This window comes from Streptococcus sp. 4886, from assembly GCF_013276485.1.
GTDB lineage: Bacteria > Bacillota > Bacilli > Lactobacillales > Streptococcaceae > Streptococcus.
This window is the reverse complement of record NZ_VMLD01000020.1, coordinates 34,169-51,355: the sequence shown is the minus strand read 5'-3', so window position 1 is coordinate 51,355 and position 17,187 is coordinate 34,169. Positions and strand designations below refer to the sequence as shown.

Below are 17,187 nucleotides of genomic sequence, written 5' to 3'. Positions count from 1 at the left end.
CATCTCGTTAAATCGGGATTTTACAAGGTTTGAGAGTTCACTAAGCTGCTTATTTCTATTTATTATTTGATACTCTAACCTATCCAATATATCTACTATTGTATTTTGATTTTCTATAGTTTCAATATTAACTTTGGTTTTATTTAAATAGTCAGCTAACTTTAAATTAATAATTCCAGTTGTTTGATTTTGAAATTTTAACACCTTCTTTGTGTCATAAAGATACTTCATTAAATAAAATATATATTTAGAATTATATCCTGGTTTAACTCTTAAAATACTAGTAAAGTTATTTGTGAAATAATCTTGATCTGTAACATCGAAATATACAACACGTCCAACCGGTTGATTTGGACTACCTCCTGATTTTTCAATTATAATATCACCAGTTCGTAGAATTTTGTCGCTGTTTTTATCTTTATCAATTTCACGACATACAATATTATCTAGATTTAGTCTTCCAGAATTTAGAAAATTTGAGGTTCTAATTACTGCTGTCGCCTCTCCTTTGCCACTATCTTCATTACCCCATTCACCATTTATAGATTTTTCAAATATATTCTGTAAAAAAATGATTGTCATGCAACCACCTCCTCGGAATATCGGGATTTTACGAGATATTCAAACTCAATCAATTGTTCTTTTCTAGTATAAATAAGTTTATCAATTTTTTTTAGAACTTTAACTTGTTTCCTCTGTATATCATACGTTGGCAAAAAAATCTCAATATCAGATACTATACTTTTAGATATTTCCTTGAATGTTGCTCCTCGCCCCAAAATATTCAAATAATTTTTTCTTGCTTTAAAAAAATAATATAAATACTCATTATTGATTTTATTTGAGCAGATAAAATTTTTAAAACCTTGATTACAATACATCTCACATCCTGAAATTGCAACTTTACCAATCGGAGCACGAGATGATAACAAAACTGTTCCCGTAGGAAATGATTTCAAGCCCGTTTCTTCAATTCCTAACTTAGTAATTTTCCGTTGTGTGTCAAAAACGATAAAATCATCATCACTAATTTCTGCAGGAGTAATCCATTTGTATTCTCCATTCCAATAATTTGGATTACTACTCTTTGGAGTTGAACCTGTAACTATTTCACAAATTTCCCCTAATTTCACTTTCTTCATGCAACCACCTCCTCGGAATATCGGGATTTGACGAACAAGTTTAGTTCATCTAACTGCAATTTTCTTTTAGTAGTAAGCCTTTTAATCGTATTAAGAATACAAATAATGTTCTCTTGTTCTTCGATACCTAGCAATTCTAATTGTAAATCAAGTAATATATTCTTGTTTAAATGAGGAATTGTTGCACCTGTTGAATGATCTCGTAAATACTGCGATTTACTTTCCAAAAAGACTCCCAAGTAATCTGATATAATTTTTTCTTTGTATCGCTCATTCTTTTTTAAGACCGTAATTGTACTACCAACAGCTCCCGATAACCCATAGCCAACTGTTCCTGCATTAGCACCATCCCATGCTATCAGAATATCATCTGGAAGTGCTTCAGTCATATTTAAACTTTCAGTGAATTTTAAATTATTATTATTTCTTAAATCATCTATTTGAATATAACGTTGGCTTAGGGTTGTTTGTTCAGCAAGTACAGTGGCTTTCTTGCCTTTTTTTAGAGATAAGACTTCCCCCAACTTCACTTTTTGCATACAGCCACCTCCCTACTTGAGTAATTTTTCTAATTCAGCCAAGCCAGCTTGAATTTCTTTTTCTAAATCATTGATTTTCTTCAAGATGACCTCTGTTGGTTCATACTCAACTTTTTCATACTCAATCTCTTTATATTTATTGATAGACAAATCATAATCATTTTCCTTTATCTCATCAACTGGAACAAAGAAAGATTGATCCGTTCTCTGACGTTCTGCTTCTTTTTCAAGATGATGAAAGCGTTCGATAATATCTGGAATATCATTGTCGCTAATCGGTTGTCGCTTATCATCCAAACTTAAACCATCCGCTTTCATATCGTAAAACCAGACCTTGTCAGTACCACCATTGCCAGTTTTTGTAAAGATGAGAATGGCAGTTGAAACTCCAGCATAAGGCTTGAAAACACCACTAGGCATTGAGATTACAGCATCAAGCTTATGGTTCTCTACAATTTCCTGACGAATTCCTTTATGAGCTTTCGACGAACCAAAAAGGACACCATCAGGTACGATAACTGCTGCTCGTCCACCTGGTTTTAAAGTTCGCAAGAAAAGAGAAAGAAAGAGTAATTCTGTTTTTTTGGTTTTTACGGTTGCAAGAAGGTCATTAGAGGTTGAATTGTAGTCAAGTGAGCCTTTAAAAGGAGGATTTGCTAAAACCAAAGTATATTTATCGGCTTCTTCATTATCTTGAGACAGCGAGTCAAGGTAACTGATTTGTGGATTTTCTACTCCATGTAGCATCATGTTCATCGCCCCAAGTCTCAACATAGTCGTATCCGTATCATTTCCATGAAACATCTGATTATGAAAATGATTGATATTATCTGTATTGGTTTCCCATTCATCTTTCTTACGCTTTAAGTAACGGCTAGCAGATACTAAGAAGCCAGCAGAACCCATAGCGGGATCTGAGATGATATCTTTGATGGTCGGTTGCATCAACTCAACCATCATATCGATGATGTGACGAGGTGTACGGAACTGTCCATTTTTACCTGCGGTCGACAATTTTGATAACAGATATTCATAGATATCTCCGATATCAGTAATACTTTGTTTGTCATTATCAAAATCTACATCTAATCCCCTAGTTGGAAAAACATCTAAGATAGAAATTGCCTTTTGAAGCGTAGCAGGTTTATTTATTTGAAAAATAGCTTCTCGCATATATCGTGAAAAGGCTGTATCATCTGTATCCCCCTTGAGATTTTTAATAAACGGAAAAATCTCCTGAGTCATTAAACGATAAACTTCCTGAGCATCTCCTATATTTTTAAAAGTTGACCAACGGTATTCAGGTTTATCTTTTGGAAAAACTCCCTCATAAGGAATCCCTAAAAATTCAGCATCACTTTCACGTCCAAGCTCGACACTATCCAAATCTTTCATAAATAAGAGATAAGTCAACTGTTCAATATTTGTTAAAGGATTTGCATTTCCTTCTGTCCAAAGAATTTCCCACAGCTGATCGATTTTATTTTTTAATTCGCCTGTAATCATATCTTCCCTTTTCTTTAGTTTTTAAAACTTAGTAATATCATTATTTTATCAGATTTCAAACAAAGCTTCAATTAACTATATCTATGCGTCACCTGAATATTTTAATAGACTTGTTTAGTATCTTGAAAACTATATCGTATAGGTGTCGTCATGGATCCTTTTAGCTGATTTAAGGATACGAAAACACAATACTATGACTCAATTGAAATGTTAAAATTCAATTTCTGACCACCTAATCCTGCTTCAAATAGTTATCAAACAAGTTTTATGATAGCTATCTTGTTAGGATGCTCTTATTTTTTATCAGACAAAACAAAAGGATTAAGGGAGTGAATTTCCTTAATCCGATAGTTCTTATTCTTGACGTTTTCCGAAATCAGCAATCATCTGCTCCATTTCTTGTCGACTCGGAGTTGTCAGCATATAAAGGTAATCTCCTTGAAGTTCCGCAAAGGCTGCTGGCATGATTTTTTTAACCTTGAACCGCTGGCTATATTTGGCAAGCAAGTCCTCCTCAGAATAGACATAATGAGCATTTGCACGGCGAGATGTAGCCAAACAATACTGAGCTTCAAAGTCTGACGCCGGGAACTCCTCTCCTGCGACAATAGCTGCGTAGCCACTATAAAGGTCCAAGGAATGAGCAAAGTTATAAACATCAATGGTGAACCCACCTGCAGGACGGTTATTGTACTCGATGGCAATGTAGTCGTCCCCTTCACGGAAGAACTCAATATGGAAGAACCGTTCTTTCATACCAAATTCCTTGACAATCGCTTCACCATATTTACGTAATTTAGGATCCATATCCTTGAGCACATAGTAGGAATTGTCCATCTTGTAAATCATGAGATCAAGCGGTGTATAGGCGTAATCAAATGTCGTTGAAAAGACAATCTTTCCATCCTTATCCACTAGACCATCAAAGGTGCAAATTTCGCTGGAAGTAACAAATTTTTCAAAGAAATAAACGGTCGAATGGTCCCATTCTTGCTTGAAGTGATTGATATCGTCTTCTGTTTCAAGCTTAAAGGTCGCGGCTGCTCCCACTCCATTATCAGGTTTGGCAATCATTGGAAGACCGATTTCGTTCACTGCTTGATCAACATCTGCTTCCGTCTTGATAACAGCTCCAGGGACCACAGGAACACCTGCTTTTTTGAAAAGTTTCTTCATTTCAGACTTAAATTTCGTCTTTTTGAGATCCTCTGGTTTGGCACCAAAAACATTGAATTGCTCTCTGAGTGCTGCGTCTAGCTCAAGCCAGTATTCATTGTGAGACTCGATGCGGTCAATTGGACCATGTTTATAAAAGAGAAAAGCAACTGCACGTTTGACTTCGTCTATGTTCTCAAGATTATCAACACGAAAATACTCGGTCAAGCTATTGCGCAAGGGCTCATCCAATTGCTCGTAAGGCTCTTGACCAATTCCCAAGACGGTTATGCCTTTATTGGCTAGTTCTATGGTAAACTGTTGAAAGTTTTGTGGATAGTAGGGAGAAATAACAAGGTAATTCATAGGTAACTCCTTTTATAAATAGAGATTGCCAAGGAAATAAGGCATTTGTTTGCGCCACCATTCCCAGTCGTGGGCGACATCATGTCCCCATTCAGCAAACCAGGCTGGAATTTGTTTCTGGTCAAAGGCTTCTTTGAGCTTGTAGAAAGATGGTAGACCATCTTGTTCCCAGGCACCAAGACCCGTACAAAGCACAATCTCTGCCTGACGATAACGGTCAATAAACCAGCCGTCGTTCTGATTCCAGATATAATCTACTGGCGAGTTTTGGTAAATAGCATCGTCATTGTAATAATCACCGACAAAGAAACGTGCGTCGTAAACACCGCTGAGAGCAATCACTTTGGTAAAGACATCTGGATGCTGGAGGAAGAAATTGAGTGCATGATAGGCTCCCATAGAGCAACCTGTCGTCATCATGCCATCAAACCAACCTGTCTTATGCTTGATAAAAGGAATGGCCTCCTCAATCACATAACGTTCGTAGGCACGGTGCATCTCTGCTTGATCGTGACCGTTTTTCCAAGTAGCCAACCAGCTCTCACCATCTACACTGGATAGAGTAAAGAACTGGACACGGCCTTCCTCGATAAAAGAGGCACAAGCATCAATCATGCCAAAATCATAGTATTCATTGTGACTACCACCTGATGAAGCAAAGACCACAACTGGAATACCAGCATGTCCATAACGGTTGAGGTACATTTCACGGTTGAGATGGCCACTCCAGTGGCTAAGATGTTCAATATGCATTTCGTTTTTTCCTTTCTTAACTTACCATTTTTCTGCAAAAAATCTCAAACAATCTGGTAGATTTTCTGACCAAGGGATTTCACTATGGATAGCACCAGACTGAACTTTCAAAACAAGATTGCCCAAGTGTACTCCCCCTGCTATCAAATCATGGTAATAACGAAGCGATGAGTCGATATAGGCTTGTTTGATATTGCCAGCCATCAAGGTCTTGTCTGTATCATCCGCTTCTTCCGTTCCTACATAGATGAAGATACGCTGGTCAGGCGACAGTTTCTGGCGCTCGATATAGCGGTTAAAGGCTTCTTGGTGGAGCCAGTTAGCAGATGAAAAGACTCCTAGACAACCAATTTGGTCTTGGTATTCCAAACCGATAAATTGGGTAATATTTCCTCCTAGTGAGGAACCAATCATAGCCGTATGTTGGCGATCAGCTTTGGTACGGTAGGTCTCATCGATAAAAGGTTTGACTACCTCCATGACAAACTCGGCATACTCCACACCCTTACCGCCAAACTGCTGCCCTGGGATAGGAGATTCTTGGAACTTCCAAGCCGCATACTCATTCATCCGCCCCATACCATCATTGTCAATAGCAACGACAATCATGCGACTGATATCAGGATTACGCTTAATAGCTGGGATAATCTTCCATGAATGACCAATGAAAGACTCCTTGCTATAAAAAACATTTTGCCCGTCATGAAAGTAAACAACAGGATAGGAACGATTCGTGTCTTTCTCATAATCTTTAGGCAGAAGAACACGCACACGGCGCTCCTTACCTGTATAAGGAACCTTGAGTTTGTGTTCTTTCATTTTTAGATAAAAGTAGGATTGATTCATTGTCAGAAAACTCTCTATATTCAAAATTTATTCTTATTATATCACAGTTTAAGAAAAAAAGTCAGTTTTTCTTCCATTTTTGGATTAAAAACTAACTTTTTCATTTAATTTTCTAAATTCTTTTGGATTTTCTGATTAGAGCAGATTGTCAATCAAGTCATCGACTTCATCTTTTTCAGCCTGCGGTGTGATCTCAGTAATCATAATTCCAGCCACTGCTCGCTCAACTAAACCTTCAACATCCATACGTGCTTCATACTGCTCTGCATTCTTAATCTTAGGATTAGTCTTTGGACGATCTGGCGCAAAAATCGTACAGCAGTCCTCAAAAGGCTGGATAGAAATGTCAAAGGTATCGATTTCCTGGGCGATGTCAATGATTTCCAACTTGTCCATGGTAACCACAGGACGAATGATGGGAGTGTTGGTCACAGCGTTAATAGCCTGCATGCTTTCCAAGGTCTGGCTAGCTACTTGACCAAGACTTTCCCCATTGATAATAACCAAACCATTTCGTACCTCACGAATACGGTCCGTAATACGCATCATAAAACGACGCGTCAAGGTCATAAGGTAGGCTTCTGGTGCCTTAGCCTTGATTTCCTCTTGAATCTCTGTAAAAGGAACTTCGATAAACTGGATATTGCCCCCAAACTTGGTCAATTTACGAGTCAAATCTTGGGCTTTTTTAAGAGCACCAGGACTCGTGTAAGGTGGGCTGGCAAAGTGAACAGCCTCAATATCCACTCCACGTTTCAAAGCAAGATAACCTGCTACAGGTGAGTCAATCCCTCCTGATAACATAAGCATCCCTTTACCTGAAGTTCCCACTGGCAAACCACCTGCCCCTCGAATGGTTTCATAGGAAAGGTAGGCTGCTTCTTCTCGAATCTCCACTTGGAGATTGATGTCAGGACTTTTCATTTGAGCTTGCACATTTGGAATGGCTTCAAAAACAGCCCCTCCAAGTGTTTGGTTGAGTTCACGACTGTCAAGTTCAAAGTTGTGGTCGCTACGTTTGCTAGAAATCTTAAAGGTCATACCTTCCTTGTAGATGTCCTGCATAATCTCTTGGACAGAAGACTTCAAAACTTCTACAGATTTTTCAACCTTATAAACAGGGGAAAAGTTTTGAATTCCAAATACTTGTTTGAGCGATTCTGCTACTGCTGTGTAATCTGCTCCATTGAGGTAAGCGTGGGCACGGTCGCGATCTGCTGTTACCTTAACTTGGGGATAGATAGACAAAACGTCTGAAATATTATTGCGAAGTTTATTGATGAAACGCATACGGTTTTTGCCCTTGGTTGACAGCTCACCGTAGCGAATCATAATTTCTGAATACTGCATGAATGCTCCTATCTTACTTTTCTAGTTTGATTGTAAATCAATTTTAACTTGGTCAAAAATTGCTCGACCTGACTCATATCATTTTCAAGGTCTAGACTAAGACGCACAGCTGACTGGGCCTTATCCTTGTCCACTCCCATGGCAATCAAGGTACCTGCAGGTTTCCCTGCCTTGGACGAACAAGCAGAGGTCGTTGAGATGAAAATATCATAGTCTTCAAAAGCGTGAACGATGACTTCACCTCGAACACCCTTGATTCCAAAAGTCAGGATATGAGGGGTAAAGTCTTCCTCATCTGAAAAGACAAAAATATCTGGATAGTCCAGAAGGGCTTGGCGAATCACTGCCTTCATCTGCCCAGCCTTGCTAGTAAAAATATCTAGCTTCTTCATAGACAAACGGAGAGCCTTAGCTGTCGCTGCAATCCCTGCAACATTTTCAGTTGTCGAACGATAATCTCGCTCCTGACCACCACCTGTTAAAAGAGGCGTAATCTTCTTGCCAGACTTGATATAGACAAAGCCAACACCACGAACTCCGTGGAACTTGTGACCAGAGAAAGTCGCGAAATCCACTCGTTCTGTCAAATACTTTTCAGTCGGAATCTTGGCAAGTGCCTGAACCGCATCAACATGGAAGGAAATAGTCGGCTTATCTGCCAATAGTTTTGAAATAGCCTCAATAGGTTGAATCGAGCCGATTTCATTGTTCACAGCCATGATAGAAACAAGGGTCGTATTAGGTCGTATCAAATCTGCTAGCGCCTCAACATCCACAAATCCTTTGTTATCAACTGGAGCAAAATCCACTTCAAAACCTTGAGATTTCAACCAGAGGGCTGATTCCTTAACTGCTGGATGTTCAATGGCTGATACGATGATGTGCTTACCAAACTGAGCTTTTTCAAAGGCCACCCCCTTGATAACCCAGTTATCACCTTCTGTTCCACCAGATGTAAAGAAGATTTCATCACTTTTCTTACCGATTAAATCTGCAATCTGTTGACGGGAAGCATCTAAAATTCGTGTTGCCTGGTCTCCCAAACGATGGAGACTAGATGGATTTCCTAAAATTTTTGAAGCGACCTGCATATAGGTTTCAAGTACTTCAGGATAGGGCTTGGTCGTCGCCGAATTATCAAAGTAAATCATGTTTTCTCACGCTTTCTAAAATCACTCCTTCTATTGTATCATGAAACGGAGCTTGCGACAAGAAAGGGCAATTCCTCTTTTTTTAAGATTTTTTTAAAGAAATGAGGTATAATAAATTTTAATTAAAGGAGAGAATGCATGTCTAATTATCGTAGAACTTCAAAACCAAAAACAGAACACATCAAAAAAGGCTTTACGGTCTTTCAAAAAACTGTTGCCACTATCGCTAGTATCCTTGGCTTAATTACTGCTAGTATCACTATCATGAACGCCTTGGATAATAACAAAAATACTAAAAAAGAACCTACGACAAGCCAGACGACAACCATTGTCAAAGAAATTCAAAAAGAATCCCCTCAGGAAAATACTAGTCCCAATAAGGAAACTAACACTACCCAAGAAAAAACACAGCAAGAAGAAACGCCAAAATCTAGCGTCAAGGAAGAGAAAAAAGAAGAGCAGAAAACAGCAACTCAGGACTCTACTACACCTGCTCCAAGTAAACCTGCCACTGAAAATGAAAAACAGTCCACTACTCCAACTTCAGAAAATAAAAGCAATCAATAATCACTAAAATAGCCTCCTTCCAAACTTGGAAAGAAGCTATTTTTTATTGTTGTAAAACTTTTCTTGGTTTGGTACCTTCAGCTGGACCGATGACACCTGCCATTTCGAGTTCTTCCATAAGGCGGGTCGCACGGTTAAATCCAACTGACAAACGACGCTGAATCATGGATGCGCTGGCTTTCTGGGTCTCAATGACTAAAGCCTTGGCTTCTTCAAAAAGCGGATCCCCACCAGATTCACCATCTGAAAATTCACCTTCATTTTCAGAAACCTCACCTGGATCAAAACTCTCATCGTAGTCCGCATCTGCCTGAACCTTGATGAAGTTTACGATGCGTTCAACATCATCATCCGAGATAAAGGATCCTTGCAGACGAACTGGATGATTTTCATCAATCGGTTTAAAGAGCATGTCACCTCGACCAAGCAGTTTTTCTGCTCCATTTTCATCCAAGATGGTTCGCGAGTCTGTCCCTGATGAAACCGCAAATGCGACACGAGATGGGACATTGGCCTTGATCAAACCAGATATGACATCAACAGATGGACGCTGGGTTGCAAGAATCATGTGGATACCGGCAGCCCGCGCCTTCTGCCCAAGACGAATGATGGCATCTTCCACTTCCTTGCTGGCAACCATCATGAGGTCAGCCAACTCATCCACAATCACAACAATGAGTGGTAGCGGAACCTGCTTGTACTCAGACTGGGCATTGAACTCTTCTACCTTGGCATTAAAACCTGCAATATTCCGAACTCCCACCTTGGCAAAGAGTTCATAACGATTTTCCATCTCATCCACGACCTTTTGCAAAGCCTTGCTGGCCTTACGTGGATTGGTCACGACTGGAATCAAGAGGTGGGGAATATCATTGTAAACAGATAACTCAACCATCTTGGGATCGACCATCATAAATTTAACTTGGTCAGGTCTCGCCTTCATGAGAATGCTAGCGATAATGCCATTAACAGCTACTGACTTCCCAGAACCCGTTGAACCTGCGACTAGCAAGTGGGGCATTTTAGAAAGGTCAAAAGCTCTTGCGGTGCCATTAACTGCCTTTCCTAGAGGAATTTCTAAGAGATTTTCTGCTTTCGTTTGAGATTGTTCCCATAGTTCGCGGAAGGATACCGTCGCAATCTCAGAGTTAGGAACCTCAATCCCGACTAAGGATTTACCAGGTATTGGAGCCTCAATCCGAACATCCTTGGCCGCCAAGGCTAGAGCGAGGTCATCTGCTAGATTGGAAATGCGGTTAACCCTTACACCTACTGCTGGCTTGACTTCATACTTGGTCACTGATGGCCCAATTTCAGCCCGTTCAACTGTTACCTTGATACCAAAGCTAGCAAAGGTTTCTTCTAAGATTTTGATATTTTCTCGAACGATTTTCTTCTCTTTAGACTGGTCTTTTGGTTTATCTGGGGCAAAGAGTTGTAAACTTGGAAGTTTATATTCAAGGGCTTCCTTGGCTGAAAAATCAACCTGTACATCTTCATCATCAGAGCCATCTTCCTGTTCAGGGAATTCAAGCTCTGGTTGAGGCAGGATGATTTCTGGTTCCACCCAATCTTCTTCTGGAAAAGGTGGAGCGTCAAGTACAACATCTGCTGTCAGAATTTCACCCGTTTCCATATCAACAGGAGGCAAATCGAGTAAGGCTTTTTCAGTAGCTTCTTGTTCTAATCTAGCCTCTTCCTCAGCCTTTTGACGAGCTTTTTCTTCTTGTTTGACAAAGCGTTCCTCTTTTCGACGCTCATGCCCTTCTCGCCATTTGGCAAATCCTCTACTGAAAAATTCAGCAATATCATAAACAGACCAAGGACTGACTAGGAGGGCACCCACTAAAATCAAGATAGAACCAATAAAGTAAGTGCCGATATTTGAAAAGAGAAAGGCTGTTGGCATATAAAGAGCGACCCCAATCAAGCCCCCTCCAGCAAAACTGGTCGTTCGAAAACCAGTCAAATCAGTCACAACCTGAGCCATGGTTCCTTTTAAAACCGACTTATCCAAACCATATTTCCAAACTAAGTAGGCCTCAAAAATCAAGAGCAGGCCAGCAAATATAGTGAAAAAGCCAGATAAGAGTCCTTCCTGTTTTCGTATCCACTTGAAAAAGAAGAGGTAGAGCAGGATACCAAATATTGCCAGATAAGCTAGGCTCCCCACCAGCAAGCGAATTAAATTGTAAAGGGTTATACCTGCAGCCCCTAATTTAAAAGCTGCAAAAATCAATAAAAGGGCGATTCCTAACGAAATCAACATTCGTTGAATCGCTTCTTTTCTTTCGAGTTCTGCTTTAGACGGTCTCCGTCTTGTTTTACTTGTATTCTTGTTTGCCATTCTTCTATTATACCATATTTCACAGGCATTTCGGAAAGAGAAAAAGACTGCACCCAACGGTACAATCTTTTCATTTTTCTATTTTTTATGCTTGTGGTTTGCGTAGGTAACCATAGACCACACCACTTACGATTGCTCCTACCAAGACAGAAACGAGGTAAAGAAGAGCATTTGAAGTAAGCGCGATAACGAAGATTCCTCCGTGTGGCGCCATGAGTTTAATACCAGTAAGACCAACGAGGCCACCTGCTACTGCTGAACCAAGGATGAAGCTTGGGATAGCACGAGCTAGGTCAGCGGCACCAAATGGAATCGCTCCCTCAGTGATAAATGACAAGCCCATGATGATGTTTGTCAAACCAGAGTTGCGTTCTTCCTTAGTGAATTTATCTTTGAAAAGAAGCGTTGCGACAAAGATAGCAAGTGGTGGCACCATTCCTCCAGCCATAACTGCTGCCATAGCCACAGAACCACCTGAAGAAACAGTTGCTGCAAGCGTACCTGTACCAAAGACATAAGCTGCTTTATTGACTGGTCCACCCATATCGACAGCCATCATTCCTCCAAGAACGATACCGAGAAGGACAGCTGAACCTCCTCCAAGACCGCCTAGGAAGTCATTCATAGCAGTGTTGATTGCTGCCATTGGGATGTTAACAGCTAGCATAACAAATCCTGTCAAGATTGTTCCAAGAAGTGGCAAGAGAAGGATTGATTTAGCACCTTCAAGTGAACGAGGAACTTTAACGTATTTCTTGATAGCAAGAACCAAAGCACCTGCAATAAATCCACCAACAAGGGCACCTAGGAAACCAGATGAGACACCTGCAAGAGTTGAAGTTGCTTCACCGCCAGCTGCATAAGGGATTTTACCAAAGGCAAAACCTTCTTTGGCAATAGCACCAGCCACGAAACCTGCTACCAAACCTGGTTTTTCAGCGATAGAGTAGGCAACATAACCTGCAAAGACTGGGAGCATCAAGCCAAAGGCGGCACCACCGATTTTCATGAACATCGAAGCTAGTTCATGATAAGAACCAAGATTTCCAAGATTTTCATTTGGCACACCTAAAGCACCATCAATCAAGAAGGCAAGGGCAATCATGATACCACCACCGATAACGAATGGCAACATTTGAGATACACCACTCATCAAGTGTTTGTAGAAGGCACCACCAAGGCTTTGTTTTTCGTTAGAGGTTGTTGCAGCTTTTGCACCATTAGCGGCACGGTAGACTTCAGCATCTCCTGAAAGAGCCAAGTTAATTAACTCTTCTGTCTTACGGATACCGTCAGCAACTGGACGATTGATCAATGGTTTGCCATCGAAACGATCCATTTCAACGGCCTTGTCTGCTGCAATGATAACAGCTTTAGCCTTACGGATATCTTCAGCAGTTAGTTGGTTACCAACACCGCTAGCTCCGTTTGTTTCAACCTTAATACCAACCCCCATTTCAGCAGCCACTTTTTGAAGGGCCTCTTGAGCCATGTAAGTATGGGCAATCCCTGTTGTACAAGCTGTAACAGCCACGATAAAGTCCCCAGAGTCATTAGCAAGTGCTTGAACAGGTTCCTCAGTTTTTTCTGAAGCTTGGTCAAAAAGTTCGATAACTTGGTCAGCTGATGTCACTTGACGAAGTTTGTCAGCAAAACCGTCTTTCATCAAGTATTGAGACAATTCTGCCAAGGCTGCCAAGTGAGTGTCATTGGCACCTTCTGGAGCCGCAATCATGAAGAAGAGGTCAGTTGCTTGTCCATCCAAGCTCTCATAATCAACACCCTTATTTGACTTAGCAAAGAGAACTGTCGCTTCTTTGACAGCAGCGTTTTTGCTGTGAGGCATTGCGATACCGTCACCCAAACCTGTAGAAGTCAAGGCTTCACGCGCCAAAATTCCTTCTTTAAAGGTTTCAAAATCTGTTACATAACCGTGATCTGTCAAACTTTTAATCATCTCCTCGATGACAGCTGTTTTTTCAGTTGCCTGCAAATCCAGCAACATGACATCTTTTCTCAATAGGTCTTGAATTTTCATCGTTTTTCTACCTCAACTTTTTCATATGTTTCTTTAATAAATTCTGCCGTTGCCAAGTCATCCGAGAAGGTAGTTGCTGTTCCACAAGCAACTCCCCATTTAAAGGCTTCTACTGCATCTTTAGATTTGACAAATTCACCTGTGAATCCAGCAACCATAGAATCACCAGCTCCAACTGAATTTTTGACTGTTCCCTTGATAGGTTTTGCGAAGTAAGCTCCCTCAGATGTGACAAGAAGGGCACCGTCCCCAGCCATGGAGATAATGACGTTTTGAGCTCCTTTGGCCAGTAACTCACGAGCATAGTTCTCGATTTCATCTAAACTTTCGAGTTTCACTCCAAAAATTGCTCCAAGTTCATGATTATTTGGTTTAACCAAGAGCGGTTGGTATTCCAAACTATCAATCAAGGTCTGTCCTTCAAAGTCACAAACCACTTGCGCACCCGTCTGACGCGTCAAGGCAATCAGATCCTTGTAGATAACATTACCTAGATTTTTAGCACTTGAACCCGCAAACACAACCGTATCTTCTGCTGTCAGACTAGATAAAATAGCTTTCAATTCTTCTAGCTGAGCTGGTTCCACATTTGGACCCGTTCCGTTGATTTCTGTTTCTTGGTCTGCTTTGATTTTAACATTGATACGAGTATCTTCTGCCACTTGGACAAAACGTGTCTCGATTTCTTCCTTTGCCAGAGTATCTGTGATAAATTTTCCAGTAAAGCCTCCGATAAATCCCGTCGCTGTATTTGGAATACCCAAGCGTTTCAAGACACGACTGACATTGATTCCTTTCCCACCAGCAAACTTATCATCACTGTCCATTCGATTGACACTACCGACTTGGACTTGGTCCAAGCGCACAATATAGTCAATAGACGGATTGAGTGTGACTGTATAAATCATACTTCTATTACCTCCGTTTTCTCCTTAATAGCCTGCAAGAGCTCATGCCCTTGACTTGTGATAACAATAGCGCGTTTGAGTGGTGCTACCTTGGCAAAGCAAGTTTGTCCAATTTTTGATGAATCGACCAAGACATAGGTCTGTTTGGCATTCTCTAAAATAGCTCGCTTCACAGCTCCCTCCTCCATATCAGGAGTCGTATAATAGCCATCGTCCACACCATTCATTCCGATAAAGGCACGGTCAAAGTGCAATTGGTTAATCTGGTTAAGAGCAACGCCCCCGATGCTAGCATCTGTCGCCATCTTAACACTTCCTCCAACCATGACAGTTGGAATCTGCTTTTCAACCAACTGAGCGGCATGGTGAATCGAATTGGTCACGACTGTAACATTCTTATTGACCAATTCATGAATCAAAAAAGCAGTTGTTGTTCCAGCATCGATAAAGATGACATCTTGTTCCTTGATAAGAGAGGCCGCCTTCTGAGCAAGTAACTTCTTCTCTTGAAGGTTTTTGGCAGATTTTTCTTGAATGGTTTCTTCTTCCTGCAAGGAATGGGGTAATTCTGCTCCACCATGCACACGACGAAGTTTGTTTTCCGCTTCCAACTCATCCAAGTCTCTTCGAACCGTTGATTCTGACGTTTCTAGCAAACTAACTAATTTTTCTAGAGAAACTACACGATGTTGATTTAACTCCTCTAAAATCAGTTGCTTCCGCTCTGTTTTTAACACCGAATCACCTCCTGTTATTGTTTACACTATTCATTCTATCATACTTTATTTCAAAGTCAAGCATTTTTTATCATTTTCTTTCAAATTCTATCATTTTTCTTATTTCCAGAATTTTTATTGCAAGATAAGAGCCTTTATGGTAGACTATTGGAGTAAGTATTGGAAGATTACTCAAGAGGCTTAAGAGGCCGTGTTGGAAACGCGGTAGGCGTGTAACAGCGTGCGTGGGTTCGAATCCCATGTCTTCCGTTTATTTTAAAAAAGATACCCAAGAAATCTTGGGTATCTTTTTTCTTATATGCTTGTTTTATAACTCGGGTGAATTTCTTAGAAAATATCAAATAACAATTTCACATTGAGAATTGTTAAGATAATGGAAACAATATAACCAAGGATGGTATTCCATTTAGCATTGGTAAATTCGCCCATCAGTGATTTCTTAGAAGTTAAATAAATCAAAGGGAAGATTGAAAACGGAAGAGCGATTGAAAGAAAGACCTGTGAATAGACCAATAACTGATCCAAGGTTTTTTCCTGATGACCAAACAGAACTGCAACTATCATGACAGGTAGCAAGGCAAAGAGGCGAGTCGCCAAACGAATGAACCATTGAGGCAATCTCATATGCAAGAAACCTTCCATAACGATTTGTCCAGTCAAGGTACCCGTAATTGTCGAATTCTGACCACTGGCTAATAAAGCCAAGGCAAACAAGGTTGATAAGGTCGAGCTAGCTATAGCTCCTGCAATAGTAGAATCCTGCAAGGCATTATACATTTGAGAGAAGGCAGAAATCTCGGATGCATGGCCGAAAAAGAGAGCCGCTCCTAAGATCAAAAGAAGGGAGTTAACGACAAAGGCCAAGGATAACTCGAGATTAGAATCCCAGGTCATAAAGCGTACGGCTTTTCGAACATCATTTTTGTCCTTGTGATTGATTTTACGAGTCTGTGACAAGGATGAATGCAAATAGAGGTTATGAGGCATAACAGTTGCTCCCACGATCCCTAGTGCCAAGGTTAATTGACTTTCATGCCCTGGCAAAGGACTTTCAAATAAGGTTGCATTCGGTAGATAACCCTCAACGATTCCTTGGAAGCTTGGATGTGACAAGGCTACAAGATAGGTAAAAATTGCTAGAATGGTTAAAATCAGTGTTGTCACAATAGCTTCAATCTTCTTAAAGCCAAATTTCATCAGAAGCAATAAGAGAAAAACATCCAACACGGTCAAGAGGATGGCTATCATAATCGGAATCTTAAAGAGAAGATTGAGAGCAATCGCTGAACCTAGAACTTCTGCCAGATCTGTCGCCATCAAGGCTAATTCTAAAATCACCCATAGACTATAACGAAGCCATTTAGGTGAATGATGAGCCGTTGCTTGAGCCAGGTCCATCTGGGTTACAATACCAAGCTTTCCTGCCATCTGCTGAAGTTGCATGGCAATGAGAGATGAAATCAAGATAACAAACAAGAGACTATACTTATAGGAAGCACCACCGACTACACTGGTAATCCAGTTTCCTGGATCCATATAACCAACTGCGACAAGAGCACCCGGACCTAAAAAGGCCTTTAAATTTTGCCAGAAATGATTGTTATTTGGAGTATCGATAGATTGATTAATCTCAGAGAGTGACACTTTTTTATGAGAAGACATAGATACTTACCTCTTTCTAAACCTACTTTTTCATTATTTTCTATTAGAGAAAAATAAGATTGACTTTAAACTATTAAAACAATGAAAACTATATGAAAAACATTTAGTTTTTTCATTATT

General features: G+C 40.3%; 15 protein-coding genes and 1 tRNA gene. 2 read left to right on the top strand and 14 right to left on the bottom strand.

From position 1 onward, the window contains the following. The 9 genes from HT679_RS09250 to HT679_RS09210 all read right to left on the bottom strand — a co-directional run. Nucleotides 1–582 (bottom strand): restriction endonuclease subunit S (locus HT679_RS09250; protein WP_173214261.1); only part of this gene is annotated, 582 nt, incomplete at its 3' end. Beyond that, nucleotides 579–1,142: a restriction endonuclease subunit S gene (locus HT679_RS09245; protein ID WP_173214260.1), complete on the bottom strand. Its 564-nt coding sequence runs from the start codon at nt 1,140–1,142 to the stop codon at nt 579–581. The genes HT679_RS09245 and HT679_RS09250, both read right to left, overlap by 4 nt. Then, nucleotides 1,139–1,681, bottom strand: a complete 543-nt coding sequence (locus tag HT679_RS09240; RefSeq protein ID WP_164225977.1) for a restriction endonuclease subunit S — start codon at nt 1,679–1,681, stop codon at nt 1,139–1,141. The genes HT679_RS09245 and HT679_RS09240 overlap by 4 nt, the downstream gene beginning before the upstream one ends. A 12-nt stretch (nt 1,682–1,693) precedes the next feature. Continuing rightward, nucleotides 1,694–3,187 carry a class I SAM-dependent DNA methyltransferase gene (locus tag HT679_RS09235; protein ID WP_050079220.1) on the bottom strand — a complete coding sequence of 498 codons (1,494 nt, stop codon included), beginning with the start codon at nt 3,185–3,187 and terminating at the stop codon, nt 1,694–1,696. A 354-nt stretch (nt 3,188–3,541) separates the two neighbouring features. Further along, a complete protein-coding gene (locus HT679_RS09230; protein ID WP_173214259.1) occupies nt 3,542–4,708 on the bottom strand; it encodes an ATP-grasp domain-containing protein in 1,167 nt (388 codons plus the stop codon). Nucleotides 4,709–4,720: 12 nt separating this feature from the next. Then, nucleotides 4,721–5,461 carry an esterase family protein gene (locus tag HT679_RS09225; protein ID WP_173214257.1) on the bottom strand — a complete coding sequence of 247 codons (741 nt, stop codon included), beginning with the start codon at nt 5,459–5,461 and terminating at the stop codon, nt 4,721–4,723. Between the two features lie 21 nt (nt 5,462–5,482). Further along, nucleotides 5,483–6,307, bottom strand: a complete 825-nt coding sequence (locus HT679_RS09220) for an alpha/beta hydrolase (RefSeq protein ID WP_050261447.1) — start codon at nt 6,305–6,307, stop codon at nt 5,483–5,485. A gap of 135 nt (nt 6,308–6,442) precedes the next feature. Continuing rightward, on the bottom strand, nt 6,443–7,657 hold the full coding sequence (gene thiI, locus HT679_RS09215; RefSeq protein WP_125443069.1) for a tRNA uracil 4-sulfurtransferase ThiI: 1,215 nt from the start codon (nt 7,655–7,657) through the stop codon (nt 6,443–6,445). Between the two features lie 8 nt (nt 7,658–7,665). Then, the gene (locus tag HT679_RS09210; protein ID WP_173214255.1) at nt 7,666–8,808 is read right to left on the bottom strand and encodes a cysteine desulfurase family protein; all 1,143 of its coding nucleotides are present in this window, start codon (nt 8,806–8,808) and stop codon (nt 7,666–7,668) included. Nucleotides 8,809–8,946: 138 nt separating this feature from the next. On the opposite strand from HT679_RS09210, the gene HT679_RS09205 reads away from it, so the two are divergent. Further along, entirely contained in the window at nt 8,947–9,375 is a 429-nt protein-coding gene (locus HT679_RS09205) for a DUF6556 family protein (protein ID WP_173214254.1), read from the top strand. A gap of 43 nt (nt 9,376–9,418) precedes the next feature. Here HT679_RS09205 and HT679_RS09200 read toward each other — a convergent pair whose 3' ends face one another. The 4 genes from HT679_RS09200 to HT679_RS09185 all read right to left on the bottom strand — a co-directional run bounded on the left by HT679_RS09200 (nt 9,419) and on the right by HT679_RS09185 (nt 15,405). Continuing rightward, on the bottom strand, nt 9,419–11,722 hold the full coding sequence (locus HT679_RS09200; protein WP_345890099.1) for a DNA translocase FtsK: 2,304 nt from the start codon (nt 11,720–11,722) through the stop codon (nt 9,419–9,421). 85 nt (nt 11,723–11,807) lie between these two features. Next, nucleotides 11,808–13,760: a fructose-specific PTS transporter subunit EIIC gene (locus tag HT679_RS09195; RefSeq protein WP_173214250.1), complete on the bottom strand. Its 1,953-nt coding sequence runs from the start codon at nt 13,758–13,760 to the stop codon at nt 11,808–11,810. Next, entirely contained in the window at nt 13,757–14,668 is a 912-nt protein-coding gene (gene pfkB / locus HT679_RS09190) for a 1-phosphofructokinase (RefSeq protein WP_138699201.1), read from the bottom strand. Before pfkB ends, HT679_RS09195 begins: the two co-directional genes overlap by 4 nt. Next, nucleotides 14,665–15,405 carry a DeoR family transcriptional regulator gene (locus HT679_RS09185; RefSeq protein WP_173214248.1) on the bottom strand — a complete coding sequence of 247 codons (741 nt, stop codon included), beginning with the start codon at nt 15,403–15,405 and terminating at the stop codon, nt 14,665–14,667. The genes pfkB and HT679_RS09185 overlap by 4 nt, the downstream gene beginning before the upstream one ends. Nucleotides 15,406–15,566: 161 nt before the next feature. Between HT679_RS09185 and HT679_RS09180 the strand changes: the two genes are divergently transcribed. After that, nucleotides 15,567–15,654: transfer RNA gene (locus HT679_RS09180), tRNA-Ser, on the top strand. Nucleotides 15,655–15,732: 78 nt separating this feature from the next. Here HT679_RS09180 and HT679_RS09175 read toward each other — a convergent pair. Further along, nucleotides 15,733–17,067: an Nramp family divalent metal transporter gene (locus tag HT679_RS09175; protein WP_000094595.1), complete on the bottom strand. Its 1,335-nt coding sequence runs from the start codon at nt 17,065–17,067 to the stop codon at nt 15,733–15,735. Nucleotides 17,068–17,187: the final 120 nt, after the last annotated feature.